Annotated in this window: 16 protein-coding genes; all 16 read right to left on the reverse strand. The window is 47.5% G+C overall.

Annotated features, from left to right (window positions below; genetic code table 11):
• Window positions 1-567: 567 nt before the first annotated feature.
• The 16 genes from ACUTVW_RS24720 to ACUTVW_RS24795 all read right to left on the reverse strand — a co-directional run bounded on the left by ACUTVW_RS24720 (window position 568) and on the right by ACUTVW_RS24795 (window position 15,721).
• Complete coding sequence (locus ACUTVW_RS24720; protein WP_445648217.1) at window positions 568-2,238, reverse strand: ABC1 kinase family protein; 1,671 nt, start codon at window positions 2,236-2,238, stop codon at window positions 568-570.
• A complete protein-coding gene (locus tag ACUTVW_RS24725) occupies window positions 2,239-2,622 on the reverse strand; it encodes a phasin family protein (protein WP_445648218.1) in 384 nt (127 codons plus the stop codon).
• A 73-nt stretch (window positions 2,623-2,695) separates the two neighbouring features.
• Window positions 2,696-3,334: a ThuA domain-containing protein gene (locus ACUTVW_RS24730; protein ID WP_445648219.1), complete on the reverse strand. Its 639-nt coding sequence runs from the start codon at window positions 3,332-3,334 to the stop codon at window positions 2,696-2,698.
• 516 nt (window positions 3,335-3,850) lie between these two features.
• Window positions 3,851-4,684, reverse strand: a complete 834-nt coding sequence (locus tag ACUTVW_RS24735) for a uroporphyrinogen-III synthase (RefSeq protein WP_445648220.1) — start codon at window positions 4,682-4,684, stop codon at window positions 3,851-3,853.
• 131 nt (window positions 4,685-4,815) lie between these two features.
• Entirely contained in the window at window positions 4,816-6,084 is a 1,269-nt protein-coding gene (locus tag ACUTVW_RS24740; RefSeq protein ID WP_445648221.1) for a GerAB/ArcD/ProY family transporter, read from the reverse strand.
• Window positions 6,085-6,139: 55 nt separating this feature from the next.
• Complete coding sequence (locus ACUTVW_RS24745; RefSeq protein ID WP_445648222.1) at window positions 6,140-6,361, reverse strand: hypothetical protein; 222 nt, start codon at window positions 6,359-6,361, stop codon at window positions 6,140-6,142.
• Window positions 6,354-7,553 (reverse strand): Ger(x)C family spore germination protein, encoded by a 1,200-nt coding sequence (locus ACUTVW_RS24750; protein WP_445648223.1) that lies wholly within the window; start codon window positions 7,551-7,553, stop codon window positions 6,354-6,356. Before ACUTVW_RS24750 ends, ACUTVW_RS24745 begins: the two co-directional genes overlap by 8 nt.
• Window positions 7,554-7,557: 4 nt before the next feature.
• Entirely contained in the window at window positions 7,558-9,156 is a 1,599-nt protein-coding gene (locus ACUTVW_RS24755; RefSeq protein ID WP_445648224.1) for a spore germination protein, read from the reverse strand.
• Window positions 9,157-9,336: 180 nt separating this feature from the next.
• Window positions 9,337-9,675, reverse strand: a complete 339-nt coding sequence (locus tag ACUTVW_RS24760) for a hypothetical protein (RefSeq protein WP_445648225.1) — start codon at window positions 9,673-9,675, stop codon at window positions 9,337-9,339.
• Window positions 9,676-9,724: 49 nt separating this feature from the next.
• On the reverse strand, window positions 9,725-10,426 hold the full coding sequence (locus ACUTVW_RS24765; RefSeq protein WP_445648226.1) for a pirin family protein: 702 nt from the start codon (window positions 10,424-10,426) through the stop codon (window positions 9,725-9,727).
• A 322-nt stretch (window positions 10,427-10,748) separates the two neighbouring features.
• A complete protein-coding gene (locus ACUTVW_RS24770) occupies window positions 10,749-11,171 on the reverse strand; it encodes a DoxX family protein (RefSeq protein ID WP_445648243.1) in 423 nt (140 codons plus the stop codon).
• 78 nt (window positions 11,172-11,249) lie between these two features.
• Window positions 11,250-12,110, reverse strand: a complete 861-nt coding sequence (locus tag ACUTVW_RS24775; RefSeq protein WP_445648227.1) for a M56 family metallopeptidase — start codon at window positions 12,108-12,110, stop codon at window positions 11,250-11,252.
• Window position 12,111: 1 nt separating this feature from the next.
• The gene (locus ACUTVW_RS24780; RefSeq protein WP_445648228.1) at window positions 12,112-12,528 is read right to left on the reverse strand and encodes a BlaI/MecI/CopY family transcriptional regulator; all 417 of its coding nucleotides are present in this window, start codon (window positions 12,526-12,528) and stop codon (window positions 12,112-12,114) included.
• A 253-nt stretch (window positions 12,529-12,781) separates the two neighbouring features.
• Window positions 12,782-14,233 carry a catalase gene (locus ACUTVW_RS24785; protein ID WP_445648229.1) on the reverse strand — a complete coding sequence of 484 codons (1,452 nt, stop codon included), beginning with the start codon at window positions 14,231-14,233 and terminating at the stop codon, window positions 12,782-12,784.
• Window positions 14,234-14,537: 304 nt separating this feature from the next.
• A complete protein-coding gene (locus tag ACUTVW_RS24790) occupies window positions 14,538-15,350 on the reverse strand; it encodes a winged helix-turn-helix domain-containing protein (protein ID WP_445648230.1) in 813 nt (270 codons plus the stop codon).
• Window positions 15,326-15,721, reverse strand: coding sequence for a Fur family transcriptional regulator (locus ACUTVW_RS24795; RefSeq protein ID WP_445648231.1), 396 nt, complete (start codon window positions 15,719-15,721; stop codon window positions 15,326-15,328). Before ACUTVW_RS24795 ends, ACUTVW_RS24790 begins: the two co-directional genes overlap by 25 nt.
• Window positions 15,722-15,914 lie beyond the last annotated feature (193 nt).

Genomic DNA, 15,914 nt, shown 5'->3' on the forward strand with positions numbered 1-15,914 from the left:
ACTCTTCATCTGCTCATAGAAATGCCTAAAAGCATACCGTTCCCTTAACCTGTCTAGTTCTAGTCTAATTTGTCCATAAGTGCATGATGGTCTGCTTCCTTGATCCAGCCGCAAACACCGTTTCACAATCATCATGTCATTACCGTTCCAGCATGTACTGACCATTTCCGTTACCTATGCAGTTGTCTTTCTTGCTTACGGCATCTCGTCCATCATCTAATCTCCACTTCATTCGATGAATTGACGAAGCAATGCCTGTTGTTAGTTTTCCTCTCTCAGAAAAACCGGGGCCGTTAATCTACTGACCTATTATTATAGTTACAGACTTACATATGTACGAACTCTGTAATGTCGTAAAAACCGGGGCTTACCTCCTATTATCTTCATCCTTCTAGATTTAACTCGGTTTATCTCCACTCATTAAAAAAACCGCAAAGACCTTTCATAAAAGGTCTTGCGGCTTATCTTTGGCATTCCCATTGTATGGTGAGTGATTCCTATTTCCAAGTAATCAATTTTTAGCGTTAGTTTGCTAACCTCATTATTATAAAATCTTAAACTTCCGGCTTAAAACCTGCCCGATTTAAATATCGAGTACAACAGAAACGCAACCATCAGGATTGCCACAAGAAAACCAATCTCAATCACCGGAATATCCCACAGCATCGTGGATTGGTGACTAATCGAAGAACCGATAATAAGTCCAACCATGATGATACAGAAGGCGAGCAGCACGATGCTGAACGATAAACGGTTACTGATCTGATCCAGCCTACGCATGAGTGACTCGAGTTCGGGAACGCTGATCTCCAGCCGCAACTTGCCTTTACTGATGATGGAGGATAACTGCCGCAGCTGCCCTGGCAACCCAATGACACTTTCCGCCATGTCTGCCGCACTGCGAAACAACCGATTTTTGATACGTCCCGCGCTAAAACGTTCCTTCAGCAGCTTCCGTCCAAACGGCTCCGCCATATCCACGATACTTAAGGTAGGGTCGAGATGTTCGATGACCCCCTCCATCGTCAGCAGCGATTTGCCCATCAGCAGAATATCCGCTGGCATCACAACCCGATGCCTCTGCGCGACGCCGAACAGATCGTTCATGGCCTGACCCACGCTGATTTTGGAGAACGGAATATCGTAATACTTGGTTCGAAGCTTGTCCAAGTCTACATGCAGTCCGCGCACATCCATGTCATCCGGCATCATGCCCAGCTTCTCAATCGCCCGAATCATACTGTCCGTATCCTTCCGCATGAGTCCGATAATAAGTGACGCCAGCTGCTGCCTCATCTCATCGCTCAGACTGCCAACCATACCGAAGTCGATGAAGGCGAGACGCCCGTCCTTAAGCACCATGAGATTGCCTGGATGCGGGTCGGCATGGAAGAAACCTTGCATGAAAATCTGGTTCAGCAATGCATCCACCAGACGCTCTGCAATATTATTCAGATCATGACCACGTTTCACCAGTTCATCCCGATTGTTCAGCTTGATGCCCTCGATATACTCCATGGTCAACACACGCGATGAGGTCTGATCCCAGTAGATCACCGGAATCTTCACTTTGTCGTCCTGTTGATACTGCTGTGCGATCTTTTCCGTATTGCGGCCTTCGATCGTATAATCCAGTTCCGCCATCAGAGCCTGAGCATACTCTTCCACCATCTGCGGAATCTGGTATTGTTTCACCCAGTCCCAACGTTTCTCCGCCATGGCGGTCAGTTCACGCAGAATGTCCAGATCACGTTGCACAATCCGGGATATGCCAGGTCGCTGGATTTTGATCGCTACCGCCTCTCCGCTCTGAAGTTTGCCCAGATGCACCTGACCAATGCTGGCCGCAGCCACCGGGGTATCCTCGAACCGGGAAAAGATCTCCTCCAGCGGTATATCCAATTCCTGTTCCAAAATACCCCGTGCCGTCTCAGACGAAAAGGGTGGAACCTGATCCTGCAGTTTCACCAGTTCCCGAATGACCGATTCAGGCAAAAGATCTGCCCTTGTGCTTGCAAGTTGCCCCAGCTTCACAAAAGCCGGCCCCAGCTCCTGCAGCACCAGCCTGATCCGTTCACTGAGCGTTTTGGTCGGCTGCGCTTCACGCGACATCCACCGTCTGGGCAAGGCCAGCAGCTGGAATAATCCCAGCTCCTCGACCATATAACCGAAGCCATGACGCACCAGCGCCATGGCAATCTCTCGGTATCTGCCGACATGTTTAATTCGCACAGCCATCTATTCGATCTCGTTTCCTTTGAGAGGAGGAGCGTCTTCAACAACCGGAGCCGGGGATTCATCGAGTTGAAGCTGTGGTGTCTGATTCAGCTCAGCCAGCTTTTTTTCCAGAACCGCAACACGTTGCTCCAGAGCAGCCACATCACTCTCAGAGGCCACGCCAACTTCCTGCAGCACACGTTTGACCTGCTCCTGAATGATACGTTTGAGCTGACCCTGTTCTTCATCGCCGCGCTCCATCAATCGTTCAATCAACGCTTTGGATTCCCCGGGCGCAAGCTCCCCACGTTTCACCAAATCATCCACGGTTTTCTCAATCTTTTCTTTGCTGACCACCGTAAGACCCAGACCTAACGAGAACGCCTTTTTGAACAAATCGCTCATCTTATTCATCCTCCTCTTTGGTTGTCTCTATATTACACCTCGTCAATCTGAAAATGCAAAAAGGAGAGCTACATTACACGTACCGTGCTGCCCATTTGCCTGCCTGCAAAACCAATCGACGATACGTTTCATTCGCAAAGGATGGAACAGAATGCCCAGGCATCAAATATACAACTCGCCCCAGTCCATATTTATGTGCCCATGCCGCCGGTTTCAGTCCGTCTTTGGACCGGTACTGCAGTAGAATTTTGGTCTCGGTAAATGAACCGAACTCGAACTCATAGGGCTCTTCTTCCATTGTAAAATCGGTAATCCCCTCCGTCACGGGATGACTCTCTTCCGTCACCGTGAATTCCAGCGGCGCATAAGGCGGATGATGAAGAAACTTGGCTCCGATCATCTGTTTGATCTCATTTCGGTTCTGAAGCGAGATGCCATTATGTAAGATGACCAGCCCACCCCCGTTACTTACATAAGACAACAAACCTGCTGTCTGCTGTGGGGAGACTTTACCTCTCCAATCGTCCATGTATGAGATACATACATCAAACCCGGAAATATTTTCATGAAGCAGCATATTGCGATTTTCGCTGCATTGAACAGTAATGGTATCTTGAAAAATCCGGCTGATTTCGCCATCCACCCCCTGCAGCGGATGCCAATCCGGATGAGTATAATCTCCAATTAATAATGCTTTTTTGCGATGATCCATCCTAATCATCTCCTTTCTTGTGATCCTGTTGAGTTAAATTCGTTTGCACGCTCCGTATCCTATAAATTAACCATACTTTGTATCATCGACTACCCATGAAGCTTTACTTCCTAGTATAGCCGCATTATGGTTTGGCATATCCAACCATCCCTATACGACATTTATTTCCCAGTCTCCTTGCTCGCCAAATGCTCCGTCTAACACATTCCACATTCTTCACTAAAAACCTTTAATTGTACAGTCCAATACCCAACTTCACGACCAAAGTCTCAGGACAATCCAACCGAATTCGAGCCCTTCCGCTCATTGTCGAAGGAATGACCGCCAGCTGATTTCACAAAGCAACAAAAATCGTCACTATCCTTTGCTGTATTGCTATTGCAGTGCCTAAGTCTGGATAAAAATGAAATAAGTTCTGATCCATCAACTGGACCAGAACTGCACATATTCGTTCATATGAAATCTATTTTATCCCAAAATACAACCACTCTCCGAACATGCCTTGCCAATGTTGCTCTATGATTCTTCTCGGACACCTACCGGATTGGCCGCAAAATAACGACCCAGTTCAACGATGAGCGCGCCCATCTTCTCGTCCTCTGGCACAACCAGCGCTTCAATTCCTTCTTCACGCATGGCATTCGCCGTGACCTTACCGACCGAAGCGGGGACTACCCCTTCCTTGAAGGCTGTCAGCATCTGCTCCAGCTTGCTTTGGGAAGCTGCATATTCCGTCAAAAATCGAACCTGCGGCCCGCTTGTAAAAGCTACAGCATCCAGCTGATGCTGGGTGATCTCATTCAGGAGCCGCTCCAGCTCTGCTTCTTCCGGCGGTACGTGACGATATGGCAACACCTGTCGTACAACAGATCCTTGTTCTTCTAACCAGCGAACCAGCTTGGGAGCCGTTTCTCCATGCAGCTGTAACATCACCTTTTTGCCTGCCAGATCATGCGAGCCAAATTCACGAATCAATCCATCTGTACTGCCATCATCATCTCGTACCAGAGGGATCAACTTCAGCTTCTTGAGTGCATTCACTGTTTTATAGCCTCGGGCTGCGATACCCGCTTCGGATAATACACTTCGAAACTGTCCCGCCATATCCATATCCTCAGCCATGTCGAATAAGGCGTCCAGCCCCATGCCTGTCGTAAAAACAGCCCAATCCGGCGGATTGGAAATCCAGGATACCAGTCCATCTCGAATGTTACGGTCATCCAGAAATACTGTGCCTTGTGCAGGACGCACAAGAGGGATTCCACCCATTTTCTCCACCAATAAAGACATCTCTTTGGACTTCCGCGGTCCAGTCAAGGCTACGCGTACCCCTGCCAAATGTTGAGCCATTCATGTTCCCTCCCATTGGTTCAGCCGAATGTTCATCAGTCTGACTACAGTATACAGGGTACTACTGCGGAGGGAAACATGCCTGCTCTCTTTCCAGGCTATCTATCTATAACGATTTTTTATGGGTTGGTTCAGGAAGGCTGCAGATTGCCGCTACCATGTGATGTTTTGCCTTTATTGTCTTTAGACTTATCCGCTGACTTTTCACAAGACTTCTCTTCTGAGTTCCCTTCAGAGTGACCTGATTCATTAGATGCCTGCTCCTGCTTCTGTTCCTCTTCCTCTGGTTTGCCTCTGGATGCCAGCTCACCCGAGCCTGAATTCGGGGCATGCTGTTTTTCCTTTTTGCGCGGACGAAGGAACAGGAACAGCACTATGGGGAATAACACCTCAAAAACAATCGCGATCCACGTCCATTCAAGGGTAAACCGGTTCAGTTGAACCGCATTGCGGAAAAACCAGAATCCACCTACAAAACCCAGTAGCGCAATCGGACCAGTCAACACTTTACCCGACACTTTGGGTATCATGCGCTTCAATCCCCAGCACACCAAATACAGGTCGAATGCGATCTTCGTAATCGTACATGGCAAGGTTGCTGCCGCAAGTGCCAGATCAAACCGATCCAGGAAGTCACTGATCTGTAGCTGCCTTGCCAGCTCATACGATGGATATACCAGTCTTGAGGCAATGGGTACACCAATGGAGACGATCGTCTCTATAACAATCAGCATCAGCATTAAAGCCGTCACAATGGTGCCTGAAAGAACCGACTTCACCCTGAAATCTTTGCCTCTCACCACAAACGGTAATGCAATCATCTCTCCGTAAAACGAAAAGATATACCAGCTTCCCTTACCGACTCCCGCAAGGTCAATGTCGAAATAGGGTTTCAGATTATCGAGATTGACCTGTTGAATTAGCATAAACGGAACGATGAAGGAGTTAACCAGAAAAAGAGCCACATACAGCTCTACCATCCCAATCAGGGAACCCAGACCACCACGAACGATAAACACAGCCATGACAAGCAGAGAGAACGCAATAATGGATATGGGTGTTGTTTCCAGCAAGGTAATACTTACATAGTCCCCGGTCAGCCGGATATCTCTGGCAAATACAAAGAAAAAAAAGGCTATGTACATAAACCCGGCTACCCTTCCGAGGAAAGGGAAGCGATCCACCATGGACTCAAACAGATCCTTGTCCGGGAAACGCCGCTGGACACGGCTTAACATGTACATGGATGCAAACATAATCAGAACGACAGGTACATAGCTAAGATAAGCATGCTGTTCCGCATAAAAGATGGCTTGAGCATGAGGTTGAAGCAACGTGCCCGTTAGACTAAGCAACATAATGATTAAAACCATTTGTCGGTGGGTTACTTTCTGAATCATTTTGCCCCCTCCTTTCCTGCACTGTATTGCTTACTCCCCCTCATATCTCACTTCATCAGGGTAATGGCAGCAGTCGTTGAATCACATGACTCATCCATACGGTTATATAAATCGTTTTGTTCAACGTCGTTACATACAACCAGCTGGCAATCCCAATTCCAATTAGGCCGTAAGACAACCAGCGATTGATAGGCGCAGCCTGTTTCAGATGGCGAAAATCCATGACAAGCACCCCAATAACCATAGCCAGATAGGTGAACAACAGTGGTTTAATCATGTAAGATATCCTCCTCTACAACCCCGATTGGTTTATTGACAATGCCGACATTCTCAACAATGACATGGGGATCCACAGTTACCTTCACCTCCGGGTAGAGGACATCCCAGCGATCCTTAATCTTCTTCCATTCCTTAGGCAGATGCTGATGAATAGATCGACCTATGCCAAGAATGTCCGCTTTGAATTTATTCTGTACCAGGTGTACCCCTTCCTCAATATCCTCTTTGATCTTCTGATGGATGGCTTCATTTATTTTAAGGATCTCTTCTTCCTGCCGATCCCCATAGTATGATTCGTTGTCTACAACTACACCTTTGGCGTAAAGTTCAATGGTTACTGTCACCTTGCCATTCTCTATACGAGGATGAAGGGAAGCATTATTCTCATTCAGTTTGATGAATAAATCCCCTTTGCCTCGCGGGGCTTTAATCATCACTTCAGGTGCATTTGCTTCACCCATCGCAAGAATTAGAGCATCTGCCGGAGCCTTATCCATCATGCCAACCAGTTTGTCTTTTTTGAAAATAGCCAGACCATCCAGTTTGATATTGGTCATGGAATCCTTCCAATCTTTGGGTACGCTATCCGAAACTGAAGCAATGGGCAGAAATGGATCAATTCCCTCGCTTAGAATGGAGTCAATAAACGTTTTGAGTGAACGCGGGTTTCGCATGTTCAGGAAACATAATTCACGTACCATCTCGGAAGGAAACTTCTCAATGGGAGCATCTGTATCAATCACTTTATACGCCTCCCCCCGAGTGACCACAGGCATGGCAGAGAGCCGATTGAGCGGAAACCGTGTAAGTAAATCCAGCATGGAGGCGACGCCCTCCCTGGCAAGTTCTTCTCCAATAAGAATGGTTCGTCGGTGTGCATAATAAATCTTACGAGATAGTGACTTCTGACCTTCAAGCGTTGTACCGCGCAACGTTCGAGCCGTGTTGGAGAGCAGAAACCATGACTTATCACCACTTGTTCCCCCGCCCCCTCCTTCACTTCCCGCTGAACCTGACTGCCCTGGAAGAGCAATCTGCAGACTGGATCGGTAATTTTCACCCTCTTTATCGACAGCAATACCAATTACGAAGGCAACATCATTGATCTCTTCGCGGTCCCAGCAGCCCGTAAGCAGGGAAGTACAGAGAACCAGTGCAATGACAGTCCTGTATTTGATTAGAAACTGCATGGAGTCACCATCCTTCCTCTGCTTCCGGTGAACCATTAATATCTCTGGTCATACGCTGACGATCCTGGTGAACCGTCGAAGGGCGATTGATCATTTTCCACCAAGGCACCCGAACCAGAATATCTTTGGTATCCCTTTTATGGTATGGACTCAAGCCGGACAGATACGGCACACCAAATGAGGTCATCTGTGTAAGGTGCACGGAGATGAGCACCAGACCAATCACGATGCCATATAACCCCAGCATGCCTGCCAGAAGCATGATCGGAAATCGCAGTAATCGAACGGTAATGGCAAAGTTAAATCTCGGGATGGTGAAGGATGCAATACCCGTCATGGATACGATAATAACCATTGGCGCAGATACAATACCTGCCTGCACAGCAGCTTGACCAATAACAAGGGCACCGAGGATACTGACGGCTTGCCCCACCGTTTTGGGTAACCTGACCCCCGCCTCTCGCAAAGCTTCGAAGGATAGTTCCATGATGAGCGCTTCAATGAGTGCCGGGAAAGGAATGGCTTCCCTGGCACCGGCAATGCTAAGAATCAGTGTGGTTGGAAGCATGTCCTGATGAAAGGTCGTAATCGCGATATATAGTGCTGGTAGAAACAAGGCAATAGCTACAAACAAAAAGCGAATCCATCGAACTAGATTACTAATGAAGAAGCGTTCATAATAATCCTCACTGGCCTGTAACATCTGCCACATGGTCACGGGTGCAATCAACGCAAACGGTGTGCCATCCACCATAATGGAAAATCGACCTTCCAGCAGATTTGCTGCGACTGTATCTGGACGCTCCGAGTAATGCATCTGTGGAAATGGAGAATAGGGATGGTCCTCAATAAGTTCCTCGATATAACCACTCTCCAGAATGCCGTCGATTTCAATCTTCTCCAGACGTTTCTTGGCATCCTGAATTAATTGAGGATCAGCAACCCCTTCAAGATAGACCAACACCACATCGGTTTTGGTGTCCGTCCCCAGTGTCATACTCACCATTTTGAGTGCAGGAGTCTTTAGTTTGAAACGCAACAAAGCTGTATTCATGCGTAGAGTCTCGGTGAACCCCTCTCTCGGGCCACGAATGACAGACTCCGTCTGCGGTTCCTCTACGCCCCTTCTTACTCCACCTTTGACATTAAACAGCCACGCTTCACGTTCTCCGTCCATAACGAGTAATGCCGATGAGGCAAGCACGCCCTCCGCCGCAGCCGCCCATGTCTGAACTCGCTTCACTTGTGTTAGCTCAATCCGTGTATCATCAATCGGTACATCCGGCTCATCCGTTCGTTGCTGGACGAGTCCACGAATAAGCGGACGAAGCATATGCTCCTGCACGTCTGCAGAATTCACGATGCCCTCGACGTATACAAGAAGTCCCTGTATTTCCGGTGTAATCATGACATTGCGGAACACGACATCCGAGCAGTCCGAGAAAATTTCTTTTAACGCCTGAATTTGATTGGTATGCATTGTACTGATCGGTTGTTTCAGAATAGGCGGGGACGGCAGTCCCAAGGGTACATATGTGTTGCTGTCAGAGGCTGGGGTTGAAATCTTGGACTTATCACTGCCTGATGATGATTTACTTGCCATATGCCGCCCCTCCATTCTTGTTTTTATACAAGGTAGCTTGTGCCAGAAGAGAGGGAATTATGTGGTTTTTTCACAAAAAAATAAGCCTTCCGCGAAGGAAGACTTAACCATTGGAATTGGGAAAAGAAACTTACACAATGATGGGACGTGCGCACAGATCATGCGGTTATCCCCTGTTATTCAGTCAGCAAAATAATCATCCGGTATATATTGAATTTCCGACTTGGCATAGATGGTGAGTGTGTGCCGTTCATTGTCATATTTAACGCGGTCCCCGTCAACATAATACCAGTTCTTCGTCAGAGGCCGATCTTTACGCTGTACGAATCGAAATACATTTAATTCCTGTCTCAATTCGATAATCTTCAAGGCAGTCTGCTCATCGAGCCCCGTTACGGTGAACAGGTATCCCGTTCCTTCCTGCTGAAAGCGATAGGACAACTCAGCATCCGTCTTGCTGTTCGCCAGCCCACGCCCGGTCACCCCGTGTTTTACCATAAACCATTCCTGTTGCGCCATACGTATCGTTCCTCCTTTGATCTTGGAGTGGAAGTTGAGTCCATCTTGATTAAGGCAAATCAATCAACATATAAAAGGTATCTTCATGTCCTTCCAGCTTCATGGAAGATGTCTGCTCCACACGTGCGGTATCTCCTGTCTGGAGTATGTGTTCGTTTTGCAGGCCAAGCTTGCCCTCAATAGAAAAAAGGTACATCCGGCGACCTTCGCCCTGTTCAAACTCAAGCGTTTTACCCTTGGACAACCGTCCAAGATAAATCGTCATATCCTGATGAACCGTGGCTATCCGCGGTCCACCCTCGGATGACGCTACAGGTACAAGAGCGCCTTCCAAGGCAGCTGTATCATACGAAGTGGTTTCGTAGGATGGTTGCAGCCCTTTCGTATGTGGCATAAACCACAGCTGGAGAAGTCTTACCTCCTCGGTATCTGAGGCATTATGTTCTGTATGAATAACGCCGCTTCCTGCCGACATACGTTGAATGCTGCCGAGACCTGTTACGGCAACATTGCCCAGACTGTCTTCATGTCTCAGTTTGCCATTCAAGACAATGGATACAATCTCCATATCACTGTGTGGATGTGCACCAAAACCGCGACCTGGTGCGATGACATCATCATTAGCTACCCTCATCGGCCCGAAAGCCGTGTTGTCCGGATCCTGATATTCTCCAAAGGAAAAGCTGTGACTCCCGCGTAGCCAGCCCCGGTCAAAGCTGGAACGCGCTTCGGATGGAATGACTTTAATCATATCGCGCAACCTCCTCAAATCTATTATTGTACGTGATGAACACTTCTTATTTTTTCTTAGTAGCATACTTATTCTCATTATATCAAATGTAAAGGTGTTACGTCCAAACCAAAAAAGTGAGATCCTTTCTCCAAAACAAAAAGCTCCTTACTCGTCCGTCCGATCCGGCAACCATCATTACCTCGTCGGACTGGCAAGTAAAGAGCTTGGACGCAGGCATATGCCTTCGCTCTAGCGCTTCTCTGTTACACTTTCCTGTGATTCGTTTATAGTACGCTTTTAATTTATCTTCCGAGTATACCGTATTATCCTGTGATGCAGATCAAGCACTCGCATTCTGGCTGTTCTGACGTGTAGCTCCTTGCCGGTTAAACAGATAATCCAGCGCCAGAAAGCGGCTGCCTGTCAGGAGGAGAGTCAATGATCCTGCCATCAACATGTAGTCGAACTCTGTTCCCATCAAAAACGGCTGACCCGCCTTCGCTGTGAAAAGTGCACCCACCATAACGGCGACGAACAACAAGGCAAACACACGTGTACCCAGACCCAAGATCATGGCTGCCCCACCTGCCAGTTCAATGACAGCAACAACCGATGCCATAAAACCGGGAATCCCGATGCTCTCGAAGAAACCAACTGTACCGCTGATTCCACCCTCAAATTTACTCCAGCCATGCAATAAAAAAATGAGACCAATCATAATCCTTGAGAAAAAAATTCCAATTTCAATGGTTTTGTTATTCATCATTTATCTCCCCATTTCGTTCATATTTTTTTCTTATGAATTTGAATCCGAATTTGAGTTTGAGTTCATGGTTGCCCTCTATCCTATCGACCAGACAAACAGAATGGACAGCAGTAGAAACACCATCGTCGAGATCAGGATCGCATAACGCGGTAAACGCAGCGTAACATCCCGTTCTGGATCCAGAAGGCGGGAAATCCGCACATTCACCGACGTATCCGCAAATGAGGACTGAATTGTCATTGTTCTTCCCTCTCCAGATGGTGAACATGCCCGGAGAAGTTTCAAGAGCGCACTGCCAATGCCTGCTGCGTTACCCGTACGTTCAATCGCTTCATTATCCGCTAAAATCTCTCTCACGATACGATATTGTTGCGACGTATGTTTCAATACAGGAATATACGGCATCATGGCAGCGAACACCGAAAGCAACGTCGTTTTCAGCGGATCACGATGCCACAGATGGTGAACCTCATGATATACGACAGCCTTCTCTTCATCGTGATCCAGCATACTCAGCAGTCCCGTGGAAAGCACAATGCAAGGCCGCCACAACCCGATGGTAAACGCAACGGGAGAAGATTTGTCCACAACAAGAAACCGGGGTTTCTTCAGATGGTGATATCTTGTATTCAATTCTGCCGACCAAACGCGAATTTCCATCGAGCGGAGCTTCGTTACAGCAGCCCGTGTCTGAATGATTCTTACAGCCAGCATCCAGCTGGTGCCCACAAAAGTCAGTAAAACCAGCAGCAAGAGGAAATGACCTACAGACATCCACCCCATGCGGCTCATCCAGTGATTACAGAGCCATAACAGATTTAACCGGATGTCCCATCCAAATATTTTGTACATCGCATACATGAACATCTGCATGAGTACGAGTACCGGAATACCAAACCCGACGGTGAACAAAATCTTGGAACGGGTCTTCCACATATTAATCGTTATCCTTTTTCCATTGCTTGATCTTCATCTCGAGTCGTTCAATCAAGCCTTCGTCGGCTTTGTCCAACGCGTCCAGCATGTGATTCAATGCTAGCGTCCCGAACTCGTCCACCAGCTCCTGGGACAATTCCTTGGATTGATCGTTCATAAATTCCTCCCTGCTCTGTACCGGCTGATACAACGATGTGCGGCCCTTCTGTGTTTTACCGAGCAATCCCTTATCCACCAACCGATTCATCACAGTCATAACCGTATTGAAATTGACGTCTTTGTCTTGCTCCAGTGCAGTCTGCACTTCACGGATGCTGCTGCCGGGACGGGCCCACAGAATGTCCATAATCTTGGCCTCCAGCGGACCAAAAAAACGGTTAAGCCCACGCTCACCCACTTTAAAATTGAGTATTCTCATTTTCTGACACCCCTCACACTACCCATTGTAGTGCCCATAAATGAGAAGTCAACCTCTATGTCAGGTATTTTATGTAAATGATTTGTAAATTTGTTTTTTATTTGCGTATAAAATAACATAAGAAAACCGGGCTATTCTGCAAGGTTGCAGTCCTGCCCGGTTCGTATCCTCGCTTTGCACATCGGCATTAGAACTGAAGCTTGCCCTAAGATTTAGGTATGCGAACTTCTGCCTCTATGCGTGCTTTTGCGCTTTATTTTGGCATATGCGCAGAGATATCTACGCCTAAGCCTTGAGCCAATCGTCCTCCCAGCTGTCCGTCAGCCCGGAAGAAGTGGCATAATGCTCGCATCTGAATATCTGCCGGTACGGCTTTGAGATCATTCGTCAGATTATCCAGCAGATGGTGCTGCTCCGCAGGTGTGAACGAACGGAACAGTTCCCCGGCTTGTGTGTAATCATCTGTTTTCTCAATTTTCTCTCTTGTGACATGCCCTTGCAACGGAACCTGAGTTTCACGGTAAGCCGGGTCCTCCTGCGGGCTGTTGCTCGAACTGTTAGGTTCATAGTTTACAGGAGACGGATCTTGATTCACGTTCATGAGTCCATCACGCTGATGATTACGCACAGGTGCATACGGGCAGTTCACTGGGATCTGCAGATAGTTAGGGCCCAGACGGTGACGCTGTGTATCCGGGTAGGAGAACAGACGCCCTTGCAACAATTTATCTTCAGACGGCTCAATGCCTGGTACAACTGCACTTGGTGAGAATGCTGCCTGTTCCACTTCAGCGAAGAAATTTTGCGGATTACGATTCAATGTCATGGTTCCCACCGTCTGGAACGGAAGCACATCCTCGGGCCATGTTTTGGTCGGGTCTAGCGGATCGAAGGAGAAATCATCCATATGTTCCGGCTTCAGCAACTGTACTTGCAACTTCCACTGCGGAAAATCACCATTCTTGATATGTTCATGCAAATCACGTGTTGCATGGTTGAAATCCTGCCCCTGAACTTCAGCAGCTTCCTGACGTGAGAAAGCGCGAACCCCTTGAACTGATTCCCATTTGTATTTTACATAGCGAACTTCGCCCTGGGCATTGATCCATTTAAATGCGTGTACCCCGAATCCATCCATCTCGCGGTAACTCGCGGGCGTTCCCAGATCAGAGAACAACCAGGTCATCATATGTGTCGACTCTGGTGACAGGGTCATGAAATCCCAATAACGTGCCGGATCTTGAATATTGGTGTCCGGGGCAGGTTTGAGAGAGTGCACCATATCCGGAAATTTAATCGCATCACGAATGAAGAAAACAGGCAGATGATTGCCGACAATATCATAGTTACCTTCCCGCGTATAAAATTTAACAGCAAACCCGCGTGGATCGCGTGCGGTCTCGGGAGATCCCGTACCGTGTATAACGGTCGAAAATCGTACAAGTACATCTGTTTCTGTGCCCGGCTCTTGCAGGAAATCAGCTGTTGTATATGCCTTCATGCTCTGCTCCAGCTTGAACACTCCATGTGCCCCTGCACCTCTCGCATGTACAACCCGTTCAGGAATGCGCTCACGGTCGAAGTGCGCGATCTTCTCGATCAGATGGTAATCCTCTAACAACGTTGGCCCTCTTCTACCCGCTGTACGTGAATTCTGGTTATCCCCTACCGGTGCTCCCTGGTTTGTTGTCAAACGATCTGTCATTCTGTCGTCCTCCTCTATAATAGGTATCATCTCTGCTGTATCTATCTACTAGTTCAAATCATATTCGTCGTTTGCTAAAATATACATTTAGACTTGATCTAACTGTTAAAATGATTCTAACATGTCCCATCGATGTACTGCATGAGTTTCACATGAGCTTCCCATGAGGTTGTTTCGCCAAAAATGAATGAAACATGAAGAAGGAGAAGCAGGCTTCATATATCAACGAAACATAAAAAGCGCAGACCGTTTATTCAACGATCCGCGCATCATCTTCTTTTTTTACATCCGCTTTCCCATGACGTTAATCCGCCAAGCGGTAGCCTACACCTCTTACCGTTACGATATATTGCGGCGAAGACGCATTATCACCCAATTTTTTGCGCAAGCTTTTGATATGAACGTCCACCACATTGCTGCCGCCTGTAAAATCAGTCTCCCAAATGTCGCTGAGCATCTCTTCACGCGAGATGACTGCACCTTTGGCATCGATTAACTTGAGCAGCAGGTCATATTCGGTCTTGGTCAAATGAATTCGCTCATGATCACGTTGTACACTCATCCGTTCGCGATCCAGCGTCAAGTCTTTGAACCCGATCCGCTGTCCCTCGTCAGGCAAAAAAGCACGCTTTGGCATCACAGGACTGCTGCCAATCATACGCTGCACCCGGTAGAGCGCCTCCTGAGGGCGTGCAGGCCATACCAGCAGTTCCTCCTGAAGCATCGGTCCGCTTGCACTGCCAATCATCTTCTCTCCTACCAGATAGAGACAAGGTGTCGTATGCTCGGCCTCCCGGTTCAACCGGCTGTGGATTCCCGTAAATGCATCGATCGTTCCGGCAACCGAAAGATCATAGATCAATAGATCAAAAACAAGACGTTCATGGAGATCCGGTTCCCAGCGATGGAACACAAGTACGTCAAAACAACTATCTGTCAAAGCCTTCACCAGTTCATGCACCTGACCCGGCATCGGGCTGATCAGAATGACACGTCTCGTAATGGGACAGTTGTCCACAAGAGGTGTGCTTCCGGAATCTTCCAGAGCAGGTTTGACACGAAGCGGTAGGCGGCGTCCCGACCATTTCACCTTTACTTGACCCGTTTGGTTATGCATTCCCCGCAGACACCTCCAAATACCACATGTGCATGATCAATCGCATAACCGGTTTCTGCAGCTACTTGCTTCATCCATTGTGGAGGAACTTCTGTCATCACCTCGTCCACTTTGCCGCATACTTCACACATAATATGTTGGTGATCATCCATACGAGCGTCATATCGGCTAGCTGTTTCACCAAGTTTAAGCTCCCTGATCAGCTCTTTGTCCGTTAAATATCGAAGAGAATTATAGACTGTGCCATACGCCAGATTATACCCTTGCTCCACAAGCCGATTCATTACATCGGCAGCCGTTGGGTGGTCTTCTGATTTACGTACGACATCATACACCGCTTGCCGCTGTATCGTCAGATTTAAAGTTTTCACAACCAAGTCCCCTTTTTAAATGGTTTGTTTCTCAAACATTTATTTGTCTCGAACACTTTGGTTCGTTTCAGCTCTTTGGATCACAAAAATAATTTTGATTTAGATTAAGTATAAATCTTAATGTATGTTGAAGTCAACATAGCCTCAATCATCATCTATTTTGGAATTTTATAGCGATTTAGAACCATCCCCT

It is taken from the genome of Paenibacillus sp. TSA_86.1, assembly GCF_052691815.1.